We start from the raw sequence: 16,781 nt of genomic DNA on the forward strand, positions 1-16,781 counted from the left end.
GACAGGGGAATCATGGACACCATGCGGGAGCGGTTCGTCTCCGCCACGTCGCGCGCGCTCGACGAGGATCCTCGGCTTGCGCTCGTGCTCGCCGAGATCACCATGGACGGGTTCCGGCCCGCCCGGCAGCGCCACCCGGAGCGGGTGATCAACGTCGGGATCAGGGAGCAGCTGCTGGTCGGAGTCGGCGGCGGGCTGGCCCTCACCGGGCTGCGGCCGATCATGCACACCTTCGCCAGCTTCCTGGTGGAGCGGCCGTTCGAGCAGGTCAAGCTGGACTTCGGGCACCAGGGCACCGGCGGGGTCCTGGTCAGCGCGAGCGCCAGCTACGACTGGCCGGCCGGCGGGTTCACCCACATGGCGCCGGGTGACGTGGCCCTGATGGACACCCTCGACGGCTGGACGGTCCACGTGCCGGGGCACCCGGACGAGGCCGAGGCGCTGTTGCGCCACGCGTATGCCGCCGGGGACGACAAGGTGTACGTCCGGCTCTCCCAGCAGTCGAACGCCGCACCGCGCCCGGTGGACGGCCTGCGCTTTCGGACCGTACGGGAGGGCAGCGCAGGGGCCGGTGTCGTCGTCGCGGTCGGCCCACTGCTGGACAACGTCCTCGCCGCGACGGCGGGGCTGGACGCGACCGTCCTGTACGCCACCACCGTGCGGCCCTTCGACGACGCGGCTCTGCGTGAGGCCGTCGGCCGCGCCACGACCGACGTCGTGCTCGTCGAGCCGTACCTGGCCGGCACCTCCACCGGGGCCGCGGCCCAAGCCCTGTCGGAGGTTCCGCACCGGGTCCTCGGCCTCGGCGTCGGGCGCGCCGAGCTCCGCCGCTACGGCACGCTCGAGGAGCACACCGCCGCGCACGGTCTGGACCCGCACTCCCTCCGCGAGCGGATCAGCGCCTTCCTCCGGTGAGCTGCATTCAGTGCCCCGGCAGTTCCGGATGGGCCGCGGCCAGGCGCTTGGGAGCCGCGTGGAGCCACGAGTCGACCAGGATCGCGCGCAGCTCGGCGGCGCCCTCCAGCGCCGCCAGGCGGACGCGGAGCCAGGCGTAGTTATCGTCGTGGCCCTCCCGGAGGAAGAACTTGTCCGGCTCGGCGGCGATCAGCTCCGCACGGTCCTCCTTCGGGCACTTCACCCCGATCGAGGCGTCGTCCTCGCCGAGGGCGGCGAATATCTTCCCGCCCACCCGGAACGTGGGCATGCCCCAGGCGAGCTTCTCGCTGCTGTCGGGGAGCGACAGCGCGGTCGTACGGACGTCCTCGGCGGTCACGGCCATCCCGCGACTCCTCTCCGGCCACCGGTCGGGCTTCGGGCTGATGTCGTCGACCGTAACGCCCGGCACTGACAGCCGCCCCCGGGCAGCGGTCCCTGCGTACGCCCTCAGCCCGCCCCTCAGCCCGCCCGCAGGCCGTCCTCGCGTGCGTGGATGATCTCCAGCAGCTCTGCGGCCAGGGATTTGGCGGTCGCCAGACCCGCCGTCCCCCACCTGCGCGGCTCCAGGTCCACGACGCACACGGTGCCCAGGACGATCCCCTGCCGGTCGGTCAGCGGCGCCCCCAGGTACGAGCGCACCCCGCTCTCGTCCACCACCGCGTTGCCAGCGAACCGCGCGAAGTCCCGTACGTCCTCCAGCGCCAGCGCCCGGCGCCGCACCACCACATGCGGGCAGTACCCGTGGTCCCGGGGCAGTACCCGCGCCGGATACCCGCTCGCCGGGGCGTCCGGAGCGTGGTGCAGACCGGCGAAGAACTGCCGTTCCTCGCCGATGAAGTTGACCCCCGCGTACGGGGCCTCCAGTACGTCGGCGATCTGCCGGGCGAAGGCGTCGAGCTCCGTGTCCGCCCGTTCCCCCAGGCCCAGTTCGCGCAGCCGGACCGTGCGTGCGGGCGCCTCCCGGTCCACCGGCGTGAGCAGCAGGTGGCCGGTCGACTCGAAGTACGTCATCGCGGGTTCCCCCCATCCCAAGACTTCACTGAAGTCGCTGAAGTCGCTGAAGTCGCTGTAATCGCTGAATTCGGTGCGTTCACCGAGCTCCCTGAGTTCACTGCGTTCGCTGAAATCGCCGACCTCGCCGATCTGTCCGCCGCCGCCGTGAAGAGCAGGTGATGGACCAGCGCGGCCAGGGCCCCCGTCCCGGAGCTCGTCAGCCGCGCGTCGCACCGCACGACGGGCACCTCGGGCCCGAGCCCCACCGCCTCGCGGACCTCGCCGGCGGTGTAGCGGTGGCCTTCGTCGAACTCGTTGACGGCGACGATGAACCCGATGCCGCGCCGCTCGAAGAAGTCCACGGCCGGGAAGCAGTCGGCGAGCCGGCGGGTGTCCGCGAGCACCACCGCGCCGAGCGCGCCCGCGCACAGCTCCTCCCACAGGAACCAGAAGCGCTGCTGCCCCGGCGTGCCGAAGAGGTACAGGACGTGCCGCTCGTCCAGGGTGAGCCGGCCGAAGTCGAGCGCGACGGTCGTCGACGTCTTCGCCTCGACCCCGTCGAGCGGGTCGGGGCCCTCGCTCAGCCCGCTGAGCAGCTCCTCCGTGCACAGCGGCTCGATCTCGCTCACCGCGCCCACGAAGGTCGTCTTGCCCGCCCCGAAACCGCCCGCGACAAGGATCTTCAGCGTCGCGGGCAGGACGGCGGCGCGGCGGGTGTCACAGTCGTCGGCGTAGGCCATCGAGCACCGCCCGGAGCAGGTTCTGGTCGTCGGCGGCGAGGTACCCGCCGCCCGGGAACCGCGGCGCCTGCGCCGTGACGGCCCCGTATTCCATCAGGTCGGACAGCAGCACCTTCACCACCACCGCCGGCAGCCGCAGCTGTCCGGCCACCTCGGCGACGGTGACGGCCACGGAGCCCGCGCACAGGCGCAGCGCGAGCGTGTGCTCCGTGCCGAGGGGACCGCGCGGGCGTACCCCCGTCGCGGTCACCAGGGACAGCAGGTCGAGTGCGACGGCGGACCGGGTCCGCCCGCCGCTGGCCGTGTACGGGCGCATCACCCGGCCCGCCGAGTCGTCGAGCCAGGGCGTGTCGCGCGGGACCCCCATGCCGTACGTGGCGCGGGCGGCGCGCATCACTCCGGGTCGCCTGCGGGCCGCCGCGGCGGGGCCGCCAGGTACGGCCGGACGCTCTTGACGAGCATCGCCATCTCGTAGCCGAGCACGCCCGCGTCGGCCTCCCGGTCGGCCAGGACCGCCAGGCAGGTGCCCGTTCCGGCGGCCGACACGAACACGAGCGCGGAGTCGAGCTCGACCACGACCTGCCGGACCTCCGCGCCGTCCCCGAACCGGGATCCGGCGCTCCGTCCGAGCGAGTACAGCCCGGACGCCAGTGCCGCCAGGTGGTCGGCGCTGTCGTTGTCGAGGCCGTGCACGCAAGTGACGAGCCCGTCCGCGGTGAGGAGTACCGCACTGCGCGTGTAGGGGACCCGCTGGACCAGGCCGCCGAGCAGCCAGTCGAGATCCGAGAGCCGACCGGTCTTCGTCGCCGCTTCGCCGCCCATGGTGGTGCGCTCCTTGCTGAGGTGAGAGGTCGGGGTCATGGCTGGCTCTCCGACTGGGCGAGGCCGAAGCCCCGTTGGAAGGCGGCCATCAGACCCGGGTCGTGCACGGGTTGTTCGGGTGCGTCGGCCCGCCGCGGGGCGGGGGCGTCCCGCAGCTGCGGGGCGAGGTGGTGCTGGGCCCGGCGGCGGGGCAGGGGCGGCCGGTCCGGGTCCGTCCGGGCGGCCGGTACGGACACCGTCATGGGTACGGGCGGCGGGGACACGGGCGCCGGGGCCGGGACCGGCGCCGGGGGCACGGGCTCGCGACCGTCCAGCCCCGCGGATGTCCCCACGGATGTCGCCGCGAATGTCCCCGCGGATGTCCCCGCGGCCGGGCCCATGCCCGGGGTCCGGCCCTGCGTCACGTCCGGACCCAGACCCAGACCCAGGTCCATGCCCAGGTCGAGGGTCGTCTCGGCGGCCGGCGTCTCCCTCGGCTCCCAGCGGTCCGTCTCCTGGCGCACCGCCCCGGGCTGCGTACGCGTGTGCGGGCGCGGCGCGGGCGGAGCCGCCCACGTCGGTGCCGCCTGCGGCAGCCGCGCGGCAGCCGGCTCGGGCTCCCGCCGGGGCTGCGGCTGCGGCTCCCGTCGCGGGGCCGGCTCGTGTCGCGGCTGCCGCTCCGGCTCCGGTCGCACCTGCCGCTCCGGCTTCGGCTGTGGCACGGCCACCCGTACGGGCTCCAGCGGGGGCATGACGCCTCCCTCCCCGGTCCCCCACGAGGTGGCCCGGGAGCCCCCGAGCGCGTCGGCGGCGCTGGGCGCCTCCGCCCCCAGCAGTTCCTGCGGCAGCACGAGCACGGCGAGCACGCCGCCGTAGATGTTGGACTTGAGCTCGACGGCGATCCCGTGCCGGCGGGCCAGCGCCGAAACGACGAACAGGCCGATCCGCCCGTCCGCCAGCAGATGCCGGACGCTGATCTGGTCGGGGTCGACGAGCAGCGCGTTCATCCGGTGCTGCTCCGCGGCCGGCATGCCCAGCCCGCGGTCCTCCACCTCGACGGCGATGCCCGCGGTGACCCGTTCGGCGCGCACCACCACGTCGGTGTCGGGGGCCGAGAACACGGTGGCGTTCTCGACGAGTTCGGCCAGCAGGTGCACCACGTCGGCGACGGCGTGGCCGCGGACGGTGCCGCCCGCCGGGGGTACCACCTTGACCCGCGTGTACTGCTCGACCTCCGCGACGGAGGAGCGCAGTACCTCGCTCAGGTCGATGGGCCGGGTCCACTGGCGCCGGGAGGCGGCGCCGCCGAGCACGGCCAGGTTCTCGGCGTGGCGGCGGATCCGGGTGGCGAGGTGGTCTACGTGGAAGAGCTCCCTGAGGAGGTCGGGGTCCTCGACCGTGTCCTCGAGCTCGTCGAGCAGCGAGATCTCCCGGTGCACGAGGGACTGGAGCCTGCGCGCGAGGTTGACGAAGACCTCGACCTTGCGGTCGCTGTCGGACGGCGCGGCCGGCCCGGCCAGCCGTACGAGGGTGGTGTGCGCCTGTTCGCGGGCGCCGCGCAGCTCCTGGGAGAGCAGCCAGAACTCGTCCACCCGATCCGGGTCGCTGCCGGGCGGCGGTCCCGTCGGGCCGCCGCGGACCGGGCGGACCGGCGGCTCGCCCCGCTCCAGCCGCTCGGCGGCGGTCCGCAGCTCCTGGCGTCCGCGCACGCTGGAGCGGCGCAGGGCCTCGCAGCGGTCCCGGACGGCCTTGGCGGAGCGCTGGGCCCCGAGCAGGGCGGCGGCCAGTGCGCCGACGACGAGCAGGGCGCAGCCGGCCAGGACCGGCCACAGCCGGGCGTCCCGCTCCCCCGCGCCCCCGCCGAGCTGCAGCGTGAAGATCACCGCGGCGGCTCCGCTGAGCGCCGCGGCGAGCGCCGGCAGCAGGGAGGCGCGGAGCAGCTGGGGGCGTATCTGCCGGCCGGGACCGGTGACGGCGTGTCTCGACGGGGCGTGGCGGGCGGCGCGGAGTCCGGACATCGGCGTCCTCTACGTGGGGCCCGGGCCCCCGGGGGTTCCGGGGCCCGGTGTTGATCACCGGATACCCACGCTAGACCGCACGATCCCGCCCCTGACAGCCAGTTGGGGAACTTGCCCGGGCTGCTTCCCGCTCCCGATGGAGCGCTCGTACGGCAGCCCGAATCCGCCGGGGGCGCACGTTCGCAGCCGCCGTACGCGACGCACCACCCCGTGCCGGCGGCTGCTCCGGAGCGGCGCCCGGCGGACACGCGCTACGAGCCGACGGCCTCCGGTTCCTCGTGCGCCGCGGCCGGCGGACGCGCGATCGCGACCGGGCGGGACGGTGTGGCGGGCATGGGCGGGGCCGACGCCACGAACGGGCGCCACCACGGCTCGCTCGGGGCACCGGCGTCGCCCGGCTCGAACGGCTGGCCCGGGATCGGCAGCGCGATCGCCGCGCCGGTGGCCTCGGCCGCGGTCACGGTGCCCTCGCCGGGTTCGTCCCACGGGTGCGGGGCCAGGTTGAAGGTGCCCCAGTGGATGGGCAGCATCGTGCCGTGGGGGATCCCACCCTGGAGGTCGAGGTGGGCGCGCATGCCCTCCTCGGGGGTCATGTGGATGTCGGGCCAGTACTCCGAGTAGGCCCCGATCTGGATCATCGTGGCGTCGAAGGGGCCGTGCTCGGCGCCGATCTCCCCGAACCCGGGGAAGTAGCCGGTGTCGCCGCTGTGGAAGATCCGGTGCTCGTCGCCCGCGACGACCCAGGAGGCCCACAGGGTGTTCTGCTGGTTGCGCAGGCCGCGCCCGCAGAAGTGCCGGGCCGGCGTTGCCGTCAGCGAGAGTCCCGCGATCTTGGTGCCTTCGTTCCAGTCGAGCTCGCGCAGCCGGTCCGGCGACACCCCCCAGCGCTCCAGGTGGGCGCCGACGCCGAGCGGGACGGCGAAGACCGTGTCCGTACCGGCCAGCTCCTTGATGGTCGGCAGGTCGAGGTGGTCGTAGTGGTCGTGCGAGATCACCACGACGTCGACCGGCCCCAGCGAGGCCAGCGGTACGGGTACGGGGTGCAGCCGCTTGGGCCCGGCGAACGGGAAGGGCGAGCACCGCTCACCCCACACCGGGTCGAACAGCACCCGCCGCCCGTCGATCTCCGCAAGTACGCCCGAGTGCCCCATCCATGTCAGGCGCAACCCGCTGACTGGCGGCTTCGCCAGCTCGGCGAGAGTCGTCGGGTAGACCGGGATGGGAGCTCCGGGGTTGCGCCGGATCCGCTGCTCCTTGTGGAAGTAGATCTTGGCGAACTCCATCATGGAGCCGGAAGGCCTGGTCCGGGCCCCGACCGGGTTCTGGAAGACACCGTCGGCGAAGTTCGGCGAGCGCTGGATCCGCTCCAGGCGTGCGCCGGACGGATCCGCGCCGAAGGCTTCGGGCCGCAGGGCACGCAGCCGTGGACGCAGGGGACGGGAGCCGGTCAAAGCGCCTCCTGGGAGGGTGGGACGGATGGGCGTGAGAGGCCGTACTGGTTTCCGGTCTATCACCATGCCAACGCGCACCGGCCCCGAAGGATTCCGCCGCGCGCCCCCGTCCTCCTGCCCCGTCCCCTTCTCCTACTCGGCTACCCCGCCGCCCCGTCACTCCGCCCCTCCTGCGCCGGGCTACAGCGGCAGCAGGTCCGGACGCTTCGCCTCCACGTGGTCCCCGGAGGACTCCCCGCGCAGCCGCCGCCCGATCCACGGCACCAGGTACTCCCGTGCCCACTGGATGTTGTCCCGGGTCACGTCCACCGAGCCGCGCGGCTGTTGCGGCGGCCACGGCTGGTCGGGGTCGGCCGGCACCTCGAACCCCAGCACCTGGGCGGCGCGCAGCGCGACCCGGGTGTGCCCCTCGGGCGAGAGGTGCAGCCGGTCGTCGTCCCAAGCCCGCCGGTCCTGTACGGACTTCAGCGACCAGAGGTCGAGCACCGGGCAGTCGTAGCGGTCGGCGATGGCACGCACATGGGCGCTGTACGTGGCCACCTTGCCCCGGAGGTGCTTGAGGACCGGCACGCCGCGGGTGTCGAAGCCGGTGGTGATCATGACGTGGCCGACGGCTCCGGTGAGGTCGGCGACGGCCGCCTCGAACCGCTCCGCCACGTCGTCCGGGTCGCTGCCGGGCCGGATGATGTCGTTGCCGCCGGCGCAGAAGCTCACCAGGTCAGGTGCGAGCTCCTTGGCCCGGGGGACCTGTTCGGCCACGATCTGGTCGAGGAGGCGCCCCCGCACGGCCAGGTTCGCGTACCGGAATTCGTTTTCCTCGCGCTGATCGGCCAGGAGTACGGCCAGCCGGTCCGCCCAGCCGAGAAAGGTCTCCCCGGGTCCCGGGTCCCCCACACCCTCGGTGAAGCTGTCCCCGATCGCCGCGTACGAGCCGATGGTCTTGAGTGTCGTCTTCGTCGCTGCCACGAGAACACATCTTTCACCCCGGCGCGTGACCTACGCCACCGTAGGCAGGGGTTGACGGACCGTGATCTATACCACCTGGTCGGTACGGAATAACAGGGCGTGAGGCCGGGACCCCCCTCGGGTCCCGGCCTCACGAGTCCGGTTGCCTCTGTCCGACGGCGGGAGCCGTCAGATGCTCACGCCCTTGGTGCGGAGGTAGGCCAGCGGGTCGATGTCCGAGCCGTAGGACGGCCCGGTGCGGATCTCGAAGTGCAGGTGCGGGCCGGTCGAGTTGCCGGTGGAGCCGGAGAGGCCGAGGGTCTGGCCGCCGGTGACGCTCTGGCCGGCCGAGACGGAGAGCTGGGACAGGTGGCCGTACTGGGAGTACTTGCCGTCCGCGTGCCGGATGACGACCTCGTTGCCGTACGCGCCGGCCCAGCCGGCGGAGACCACGGTGCCCGCGCCCACGGCCCGGACGGTGGTGCCGGAGCTCGCGATGAAGTCGACACCGGTGTGGTAGCCGCTGGACCACATGGCGCCGGGGGTCTTGTACTGGGTGGAGATCCCTCCGCCGACGGGGGCGACGAAGCCGGCGGCGCTGACCGTACCGGCGGCGGACTTGGCGGCGGTGCTCTTCTTGGCGGGCGCGGCGGCGGCTGCGGCCGCGGGGGCGGGGGCGGCAGGGGCCGGCGCGACGTCCGCGGAGCCCTTGTCCTGCGAGGGCGAGGCCGAGGACTTCTTCGCCGGAGCCGGAGCGGACTTCTCGGCCGGAGCCTGCGCGGCCGGAGCCGCCTCGCCCTGCGCACCGAGGGTCAGCTTCAGCCCGGGGTGGATCAGCGACGGGTTGGTGCCGACGGCCTCGCGGTTGTCGGCGTACAGCTGCTGCCAGCCGCCCGAGAGGTGGCGGTCCTGGGCGATCTTGGAGAGGTAGTCGCCCGGCACGACCGTGTAGACGGCCGGCGCGGACTGCGCGGCAGCGGCGGGCGCGGCCTGCAGCGCCGCCGGAACCTGCGGGGCCTGCACGGGAGCCGCGGCGGGGGCGACGGCCGGGGCACCGGCCGCCTGGGCGCCGACGGCACCCAGCAGCGGCAGTGCGAGGGCCGCACCACCGGTGCCTGCGACGGCGAAGCCGCGCGCCACGGAACGGGACTTGGGACGGCGGTGCTTACCCTTTGCAGGCATGGCGAATTCCTCTCCGTCGCCTGCGAGGTGAGCTGTCGGGTTCGGACTGGAGATGTCCGGCCGCACATGAACGGAACATGTACGGCTTCACCCCGAGCTGCGCCGATACAAAGATCGGGAACAGCGGCTTACCTGGTTCCCCCGCTCCTGCCGCGCGCGTGAATAGTCGGGTGCGGTTTCCGGACGGCGGCAGGATTCGGCGGTCCATCCGGATCGATCGCGAAGGTAATCGAGTTGAGCCACACGGAACAAGCCACGAATTTCCTGACGGATTCACAGGACGGGGAGTTCGACGGAATTCCGGTCACCCTCCGTCCATTCCCCGCCGCCAACAACCGCCCCGGCCGGGCCTTTCGACTTCGACGATCAGGCACTCACGGTCACCGTATGATCTGCCTCACGGGGCTGCGCCCGATCTCGCCTCCAGTGACGGCAAGTTGGCCTCAAGTAGCGCAATTCGGACATCTCACGACGACGCGGAGGAGTTCCCGTGACCCAGCAGATACCCCAGTCCCCGCGGACGGAGCCCGTTCCGGAGCCGGAGCTGGCCGGAGTGCGCAACTTCCGCGATGTGGGCGGGTTGCCGACCGCCGACGGGCGGAGGGTCAAGCCAGGAAAACTGTTCCGTAGCGGACATCTGGCACATGCCACCGAAACCGATGCAGAATTCCTCGCATCGCTCGGCCTCCACACGATTTTCGACTTCCGCAACGGCGCCGACCACGCCCTCGAGGGACTCGACGTCGAGCTTCCCGGCGTGCGGAACGTCAACATCCCGCTGTCGGATCCGGCCGACGGCAAGGAATTCTGGAAGATGGTCCGCGGCGGCGATCTCGAGCAGCTCCGCGGAATCCTGGGCGAGGGCAAGGGCGCCGCCCGGATGGCCAACTCGTACCGCTCGATGATCGAGCACCGCACCGCCGAGCACGGCCGGGTCGTGCACGCCCTCGCCGAGGACAGCATTCCGGCGCTCATGCACTGCGCGGCCGGCAAGGACCGGGCCGGCCTGTCGATCGCCGTCACCCTGATCGCGCTGGGCGTCGAGCGCGAGGCGATCGTGGCGGACTACCTGGAGTCCAACGCCCCGCACCGCCGCTACCGGGTGCGCCGTACCAGCGACGCCCCCGAGGCCCGCTCCCCCGAGGTGATGGAGCTGCTCGCCCCGCTCTTCGACGCCCGCGCCGAGTACCTGACGGCCGCCTTCGACACCATCGACGAGCACTGGGGCGGGGTCGACCGGTACCTCGCCGAGGGCCTCGGACTCACGCCCGAGACCCTCGGCCGGCTGCGGGAGCAGCTGCTCGACCGATAACCCGGCCGACAGCCCGACCGGGAAACCGGGCAGCGGAGCAGGCCGTCAGCCGCCGGCGACGGCCTGCTTCACCAGCGTCCTGCCGAAGTCCCACATCAGTGCGCCCCCGCCGTGCGCCTCGTCCATGACCGCGCGGAAGGAGCCGACGAACCGGTCGACGTCCCGCTCGTCCACGATCAGCGGCGGGATGAGCTTGATGACCTCCAGATGGTCGCCGGAGACCTGCGTCAGGATCCGGTGCTTCTGCAGCAGCGGCACCACGACCATCTGGGCGAAGAGCCCCTTGCGGGCCGCCTGGAGCATGGTCCACCGGCTGCGCAGCCCCAGCGAGGACGGCCGCCCGAACTCGATGCCGATCATCAGGCCGTGCCCCCGTACCTCGTGGAGCAGCTCGTACTCGTCCACGAGCGCCGCGAGCCGGCCGCGCAGCAGGTCGCCCATCGCGCGGGCGTTCGCGACCACCGACTCGTCGTCCATGACGGAGAGCACCGCCAGCCCGGCCGCCATCGCCTGCGCGTTGGATCCGAAGCTGGCGGAGTGCACCAGCACCCGGTCCATGGACGAATAGACCTTTTTGAAGATCCAGTCCTTGCCCAGGGTCGCGCCGACCGGCACATAGCCGCCCGACAGGGCCTTGGCCACGCACACCAGGTCCGGCTCCACGCCCGGCTCGTGCTGGTACGCGTAGAACTCGCCGGTCCGGCCGAGCCCCGTCTGCACCTCGTCCGCGATCAGCAGTGCCTTGTGCCGGTGCAGCAGCTCCTGCGCCGCGAGCAGGAACCCGGGCGGGGCCGCGAGCACGCCCTTGCCCTGGATCGGCTCGACGACGAAGGCGGCGACGTCGCCCCGCTTCAGCTCCCGTTCCAGGGCCGCCAGGTCCCCGAGGGCGATCTTCGTATCGGGCAGCAGCGGCGCGAAGCCGTCCCGGAACCCGCCCTCCCCGTTGACCGAGAGCGAACCCGTGGTCAGCCCGTGGAAGGCGTGGTCGCAGTAGAGAACCCTCGTTCGCCCGGTGGCGTACCGGGCGAACTTCAGGGCGGTCTCCACGGCCTCGGTGCCGCTGTTGCCGAAGAAGACCCGGTCCAGGTGCGGGCTGTACGAGAGCAGCTTCTCCGCCAGCAGCCCGGGCAGCGGCTGGCAGTCGAAGCGGGTCAGATCGGCGAGCTGTGCGTCCAGGACGTCGTGCAGGGCCTGGCGGACCACCGGGTGGTGGCGGCCCAGGCCCATCACGCCGAACCCGGCCAGCATGTCCAGGTAGTCGTTGCCGTCCGCGTCCCAGAAGTGTGCGCCTTCGGCCCGTACGTAGACCTTGTCGAAGCCGATCGTGTGCAGCATCCGGGGCAGCTGGTGGTTGAGGTGCCTGGTGTGCAGCTCGTACCGTTCCCCGCCCCGCTCGTCCAGCAGGGCGCGGAGGTCGAAGCCGGTCACTGCTTCTCCCGGTTCCCCGAGACCGTCTCCCGGGCCGCGCGCAGGGACTCCTTGAGGGAGCCCATGGTGGCGAGGACGGCAGTGGGCTCGTAGCCGCAGTGCGCCATGCAATTCGCGCAGCGCGGGTCCTTTCCGCGGCCGTACTTGCTCCAGTCGGTCTCCTCGATCAGTTCCCGGTACGTCGGCACGTAGCCGTCGCTCATCAGATAGCAGGGGCGCTGCCAGCCGAAGAGGGAGTAATTGGGAATGGCCCAGGCGGTGCAGGGGAAATCCACCTTGCCTTCCAGGAAGTCGAGGAAGAGCGGGGAGTGGTTGAGCCGCCAGCGGCCCCGGTTTCCGCCCGCGAAGGCCTTCTTGAAGAGTTCCCTGGTCTGCTCGACGCCCAGGAAGTGCTCCTGGTCAGGGGCCTTTTCGTAGGCATAGGCGGGCGAGATCATCATTTCGTCGACCTTGAGGTCGTCATTGAGGTAGTTGAGCACCTCGATGATCGTCTGCGGGGTGTCGGTGTTGAAGAAGGTGGAGTTGGTCGTGACCCGGAACCCGCGCCTCTTCGCCTCCTTGATGGCGGCGACCGCCTCGTCGAAGACGCCTTCCTTGGCCACCGACTCGTCGTGCCGTTCGCGCAGCCCGTCGATGTGCACCGCGAAGGCGAAGTACGGGGACGGGGTGAAGTTCTCGATCTTCTTGCGCAGCAGCATCGCGTTGGTGCACAGGAACACGTACTTCCGCTTCGCCACCAACTGCCTGACGATCTCGTCGATCTGCGGGTGCATCAGGGGCTCGCCGCCCGCGATGGACACCATGGGGGCGCCGGACTCCAGGACGGCGCCGACGGCCTGCGCGACCGGCATGCGCTGCTTGAGCACGCCGGCCGGGTGCTGGATCTTCCCGCACCCCTCGCAGGCCAGGTTGCAGGCGTAGAGCGGTTCCAGCTCGACGATCAGCGGGAACTTCTCACGCTTGCGGAGCTTCTGTTCGAGAAGATACGTCCCGACCCTGATGGACTGTCGCAGTGGCATGGCCATCTGGCTCACCTCCTGGGGAGCAGCAAAGAACGGTGCCAGTCATGAAACGCGGGCAGTACGGCACGCAATACGCGGAAGGCCGATATTCCACCGCGGAACGTGCCGATACGGACGAGCTCATGCTCCGGAGCGTCCACGATCACCCGGACGGCCGCAACCGGACGGTTCCAGCCATCTGCGGCGGCCCGGGTGGCCGTCCACAGGGTGGCCGCGGACTCCATGTCGACCGCGATGGCGCCGGTGGCGCGCAGCTGGGCGCGTTCCTGGCCGCGGACGACGTGGTCGGATCCGGTCAGTGCGCCGGTGTGCACGGTCCGGCCCGGAGCGGCCCGGGCCAGTGCCTCGGCGAGCAGGGCGGTGCCGGCGCACGCGACGGCGCCCCGCGGGTCCCGGGTCTCCTCGGCGACGACGAGGTCGCCGGGGCTCATGCCGGGGACCAGCCCGGCGCAGAACCCGGTGGCGAGGACGGGGGCCCGGTGCAGCCCCGGCTCGGCGAGCGCCCGGCCGACGGCCCGCTCGGCGGCGCGCGGGCCCATGCCGGTCCGCAGGACGGAGTAGCCGGGTGCGGTGCGGGCGGCGCCGCGGCCTCCGCCGCTGCGCAGGGCCGCCTGCTCGATGCGCAGGGCGCAGGCGACCAGCAGCGGTGCGGGCGGCTCGGACCGTTGGGGGCCGTCGGCGCGGGCGGCGTCGGCCATCAGGCCTCCCCGGGCGCGAAGGGTTCCCCGTACAGGTAGCGGCCGAGCGCGGTGAGCGGGAACACCTGCCGGTACAGGTGGTAGTTGATGGAGAAGTCCCAGGGGAAGCCGGTTCCGGTGAAGTACGGCTCGTCCCAGGAGCCGTCCCCCCGCTGGGTCTCCACCAGGTACCCGATGCCCCGCTCGACGGCCTTGCCGTCGCGCTCTCCCGCCGAAAGCAGCGCCATGAGCGCCCAAGCGGTCTGCGAGGCGGTCGAGGCCCCCTTCCCGGCCCACTCCGGGTCCTTGTACGAGCGCTGGTCCTCGCCCCACCCGCCGTCGTCGTTCTGTACGGATTCCAGCCAGCGCACGGCCCGCCGGATCGCGGGATGAGCCGGGGCGAAGCCCGCGGCCGTCAGGGCCGGGACCACCGACCCGGTCCCGTACACGTAGTTGGTGCCCCAGCGGCCGAACCAGGCGCCGGTGGACTCCTGTTCGGCGAGCAGCCAGGCGATGCCGCGCCGGGTCCGCGGGTCGGCGGCCTTGCCCTCGACGGCGAGCATCTCCACCACGTGGGCGGTGACGTCGGCCGACGGCGGGTCGATGACCTCGCCGAAATCGCAGAACGGCAGCCGGTTCGGGAAGGGGCTGGTGTTGTCGGCGTCGAAGGCGCCCCAGGCGCCGTTCCCGGACTGCATGCCGAGGTTCCAGGACACTCCGCGGGCGATGGCCGCCTCGACCCGGGCCGGCTCCGGGTGCTTGATCCGGCGCAGCGCGAGGACCACCTCGGCGGTGTCGTCGATGTCGGGGTAGGTGTCGTTGTGGAACTCGAACGCCCAGCCGCCGGGGGCGAGTCCGGGTCGGCGCACCGCCCAGTCGCCGGTGCGGACGATCTCCTCGCCGAGCATCCAGTCGGCGGCCTTCACCAGGGCCGGATGGTCGGGCGGGAGACCGGCGTCGGCCAGGGCGATGGCGGCGAGGCAGGTGTCCCAGACCGGGGACTGGCAGGCCTCGATCATCCGGGTGGGGGCACCTCCCCGGCCGTCAGGCCCGGGGGGACCGTCCTCGCGCCACACCGCGAACCGGTCGAGGGACTCCAGCCCGGCCCGCATCACCGGGTGGGCGAGGTCGTACCCGAGCAGGTGCAGGGCGATGACGGAGTACACGGCGGGCGGCTGGATCCCGCCCCAGCAGCCGTCGTTCTCCTGGCGCTCGATGATCCAGCGGGCGGCGGTGTCCATCGCGGCCTTGCGCAGCCGGCGCGGGGCGAACCGGCGGTAGACGTGCAGCACCTTGTCCATCCGCTGGAAGGCGCCCTCCCAACTGACCAGCGGGGCCAGGCGGTTGGCAGCGGGGTACGGGCGCCGCGCGTCGGTGTGCAGCTCGTCGAGGGCGAACGGGGCCGGGCGGACGGGGCGCATGGCGGAGACCACGGTCAGCGGCACGATGGTCTGGCGGGCCCAGCAGCCGAAGTCGTAGATGTTCAGCGGCACCCACGGCGGCAGGAAGACCAGCTCGGGCGGGAGTTCGGGGAGGTGGTCCCAGCTCCACCAGCCGAACAGGGCCAGCCAGATCCGGGTGAAGACGCGGGCGGCGGCGATCCCGCCGTGGGCCCGGACCCAGGCCGAGGCGCGGGCCATGTGCGGGGCGTCGGGCGCGTCGCCGGCGAGCCGCAGGGCGACGTACGCCTCGATGGTGGCGGAGAGTTCGGGCGGCCCGCCGTGGAAGGTGGCCCAGGTGCCGTCCTCGCGCTGCTCGCCCCTGATGAAGCGGGCGGCGGCCTGCGTGGTGGCCTCGTCCCGGATCCCGAGGAACTGCCGCAGCAGCAGGTCCTCGGCGTCCATGGTGACGTTGGTCTCCAGGTCCCCCTTCCACCACCCGGCCGCGTCCTGGCGCGCAAGCAGGTGCCGGGTGGCCCGTGCGGCGGCCTCCTGCGCACCCTGCACCGTGTCCGGCATGGTGAAATCCGGGTCGGCGCCGGGGGTACCGGCACCGTCGGTCGTCGCTGTCATGGCTTCCCCTTACGTGGCAGTTGTCCTCTGCTGTGCTGGGGTATGCCGTCGGCCGGGCGCTCCTGTCAGGTGGCGCCGGCCGGCGACTCGCGAGTCATATCCCTGCTCGGGTGGCGATCACCTCTTGCGCACGACGACGAAGTCGGCGAGGGCGACGAGCTGTTCGCGCACCCGCTGCGGCATGTCCACGTCGTCCAGCGCGCGGATGGCGATCGCGTGCTGGCGGCGCGCCTCCTCGGCGGTCCACTCGCGCCCGCCCGCGGCCTCGATGAGCGCGGCGCGGGCCGCGAACTCCTCCTCCGAGAAGTTCTCGAAGTCGTTGCTCTTGGCGTCGGCGGCGAGCAGCTGCGCGAGCTCCTCGCAGGCGGGTCCGCCCGCCGCGAGGGCGGCGACGACCGGCAGGGACTTCTTGCGCTGGCGCAGGTCGCTCCAGGTCTGCTTGCCGGTGGCCTCCGGGTCGCCCCAGATGCCGAGGAGGTCGTCGACGGCCTGGAAGGCGAGGCCGAGGTGGTAGCCGTACTCCTCGAGCTTGTCGGCCGTACGGTCGTCCGCGCCGCCGAGGACGGCGCCGATGGAGACCGCGCAGGCGAGCAGGGCGCCGGTCTTGTTGCCCTCCATCTCCAGGCACTCCTCGACGCTGACGCGCTCGCGGTGCTCGTAGGAGATGTCCTGGGCCTGGCCGTCGATGAGCTTGCGGCTGGCGGTGGTCAGCCGGCGCGCGGCGCGGCCGGCCTCGACGGTGCCGAGTTCCAGCAGGACCTCGTTGGCGAGGGCGAAGAGCGCGTCGCCGACCAGGATCGCGAGGGCCGGGCCGTGCACCTTCCACACCGTGTCGCGGTGGCGGCGCTGCTCGTCGCCGTCCATCAGGTCGTCGTGCAGCAGCGAGAAGTTGTGGACGAGCTCGACGGCGACCGCGCCGGGGATGCCGACCTCCGCCGCGGCTCCCGCGGCCTCGGCGGAGAGCAGAGCGAGGGCGGGGCGGACGGCCTTGCCGCCGTCGCCGTCCGCCGCGTTGCCCTGGGCGTCGATCCAGCCGAAGTGGTACGCGGCGACGGTGTCCATGGGCGCCGCGAGCCGGTCGACTGCGGCGCGGAGCACGGGAGTCGACAACGTGCGGCCGCGCTCCAGGAGGGCGATCGTGTCCGCCTTCTCCACGCCCCCTCCGGCTGCGCCGTTGCCGGCATCCGTGTTCTCCACAGCCGGATTCCCCGGGTTCACTGGCTCTCCTCTGTTTCCTGTACGTGCTGTTCCGGTCGTGCTGGTG

15 protein-coding genes, 1 pseudogene and 1 riboswitch are annotated in these 16,781 nt (G+C 72.5%); of the genes and pseudogenes, 2 read left to right on the top strand and 14 right to left on the bottom strand.

The features are described 5' to 3' along the window. Positions 1-12: 12 nt before the first annotated feature. Positions 13-915 (top strand): transketolase family protein, encoded by a 903-nt coding sequence (locus OHT74_RS07525; RefSeq protein WP_266661848.1) that lies wholly within the window; start codon positions 13-15, stop codon positions 913-915. Positions 916-922: 7 nt separating this feature from the next. Here OHT74_RS07525 and OHT74_RS07530 read toward each other — a convergent pair whose 3' ends face one another. The 9 genes and pseudogenes from OHT74_RS07530 to OHT74_RS07570 all read right to left on the bottom strand — a co-directional run bounded on the left by OHT74_RS07530 (position 923) and on the right by OHT74_RS07570 (position 9,066). Beyond that, positions 923-1,279, bottom strand: coding sequence for an MmcQ/YjbR family DNA-binding protein (locus tag OHT74_RS07530; RefSeq protein ID WP_328619792.1), 357 nt, complete (start codon positions 1,277-1,279; stop codon positions 923-925). A gap of 116 nt (positions 1,280-1,395) precedes the next feature. Next, positions 1,396-1,947 (bottom strand): GAF domain-containing protein, encoded by a 552-nt coding sequence (locus OHT74_RS07535; protein ID WP_266661852.1) that lies wholly within the window; start codon positions 1,945-1,947, stop codon positions 1,396-1,398. A 137-nt stretch (positions 1,948-2,084) separates the two neighbouring features. Continuing rightward, positions 2,085-2,669, bottom strand: a pseudogene (locus OHT74_RS07540) (GTP-binding protein); the annotation flags it as partial. After that, positions 2,647-3,036 (bottom strand): DUF742 domain-containing protein, encoded by a 390-nt coding sequence (locus OHT74_RS07545; RefSeq protein WP_328623276.1) that lies wholly within the window; start codon positions 3,034-3,036, stop codon positions 2,647-2,649. The gene OHT74_RS07545 and the pseudogene OHT74_RS07540, both read right to left, overlap by 23 nt. Before the next feature lie 26 nt (positions 3,037-3,062). Then, on the bottom strand, positions 3,063-3,491 hold the full coding sequence (locus OHT74_RS07550) for a roadblock/LC7 domain-containing protein (protein ID WP_328623277.1): 429 nt from the start codon (positions 3,489-3,491) through the stop codon (positions 3,063-3,065). Between the two features lie 35 nt (positions 3,492-3,526). Further along, positions 3,527-5,488 (bottom strand): ATP-binding protein, encoded by a 1,962-nt coding sequence (locus tag OHT74_RS07555; protein WP_328619794.1) that lies wholly within the window; start codon positions 5,486-5,488, stop codon positions 3,527-3,529. A 251-nt stretch (positions 5,489-5,739) separates the two neighbouring features. Then, positions 5,740-6,939, bottom strand: coding sequence for an MBL fold metallo-hydrolase (locus OHT74_RS07560; protein ID WP_328619795.1), 1,200 nt, complete (start codon positions 6,937-6,939; stop codon positions 5,740-5,742). Positions 6,940-7,119: 180 nt separating this feature from the next. Then, on the bottom strand, positions 7,120-7,905 hold the full coding sequence (locus OHT74_RS07565; RefSeq protein WP_266661860.1) for an SGNH/GDSL hydrolase family protein: 786 nt from the start codon (positions 7,903-7,905) through the stop codon (positions 7,120-7,122). A gap of 168 nt (positions 7,906-8,073) precedes the next feature. After that, entirely contained in the window at positions 8,074-9,066 is a 993-nt protein-coding gene (locus OHT74_RS07570) for a LysM peptidoglycan-binding domain-containing M23 family metallopeptidase (RefSeq protein ID WP_328619796.1), read from the bottom strand. 2 nt (positions 9,067-9,068) lie between these two features. After that, positions 9,069-9,245: riboswitch (cyclic di-AMP (ydaO/yuaA leader) on the bottom strand. Positions 9,246-9,556: 311 nt separating this feature from the next. On the opposite strand from OHT74_RS07570, the gene OHT74_RS07575 reads away from it, so the two are divergent. Further along, entirely contained in the window at positions 9,557-10,378 is an 822-nt protein-coding gene (locus OHT74_RS07575; protein WP_266661864.1) for a tyrosine-protein phosphatase, read from the top strand. 45 nt (positions 10,379-10,423) lie between these two features. On the opposite strand, the gene OHT74_RS07580 is transcribed toward OHT74_RS07575, so the two are convergent. The 5 genes from OHT74_RS07580 to OHT74_RS07600 all read right to left on the bottom strand — a co-directional run bounded on the left by OHT74_RS07580 (position 10,424) and on the right by OHT74_RS07600 (position 16,735). Next, positions 10,424-11,806, bottom strand: a complete 1,383-nt coding sequence (locus OHT74_RS07580; RefSeq protein ID WP_328619797.1) for an aspartate aminotransferase family protein — start codon at positions 11,804-11,806, stop codon at positions 10,424-10,426. After that, positions 11,803-12,831 (bottom strand): adenosyl-hopene transferase HpnH, encoded by a 1,029-nt coding sequence (gene hpnH / locus OHT74_RS07585; RefSeq protein WP_266661868.1) that lies wholly within the window; start codon positions 12,829-12,831, stop codon positions 11,803-11,805. Before hpnH ends, OHT74_RS07580 begins: the two co-directional genes overlap by 4 nt. 5 nt (positions 12,832-12,836) lie before the next feature. Continuing rightward, positions 12,837-13,526, bottom strand: a complete 690-nt coding sequence (locus OHT74_RS07590) for a phosphorylase family protein (protein ID WP_328619798.1) — start codon at positions 13,524-13,526, stop codon at positions 12,837-12,839. Then, on the bottom strand, positions 13,526-15,517 hold the full coding sequence (gene shc / locus OHT74_RS07595) for a squalene--hopene cyclase (RefSeq protein ID WP_443047303.1): 1,992 nt from the start codon (positions 15,515-15,517) through the stop codon (positions 13,526-13,528). The genes OHT74_RS07590 and shc overlap by 1 nt, the downstream gene beginning before the upstream one ends. Positions 15,518-15,634: 117 nt before the next feature. After that, positions 15,635-16,735 (bottom strand): polyprenyl synthetase family protein, encoded by a 1,101-nt coding sequence (locus OHT74_RS07600; protein WP_389591608.1) that lies wholly within the window; start codon positions 16,733-16,735, stop codon positions 15,635-15,637. Positions 16,736-16,781 lie beyond the last annotated feature (46 nt).

It is taken from the genome of Streptomyces sp. NBC_00354 (assembly GCF_036106915.1).
Classification (GTDB): domain Bacteria; phylum Actinomycetota; class Actinomycetes; order Streptomycetales; family Streptomycetaceae; genus Streptomyces.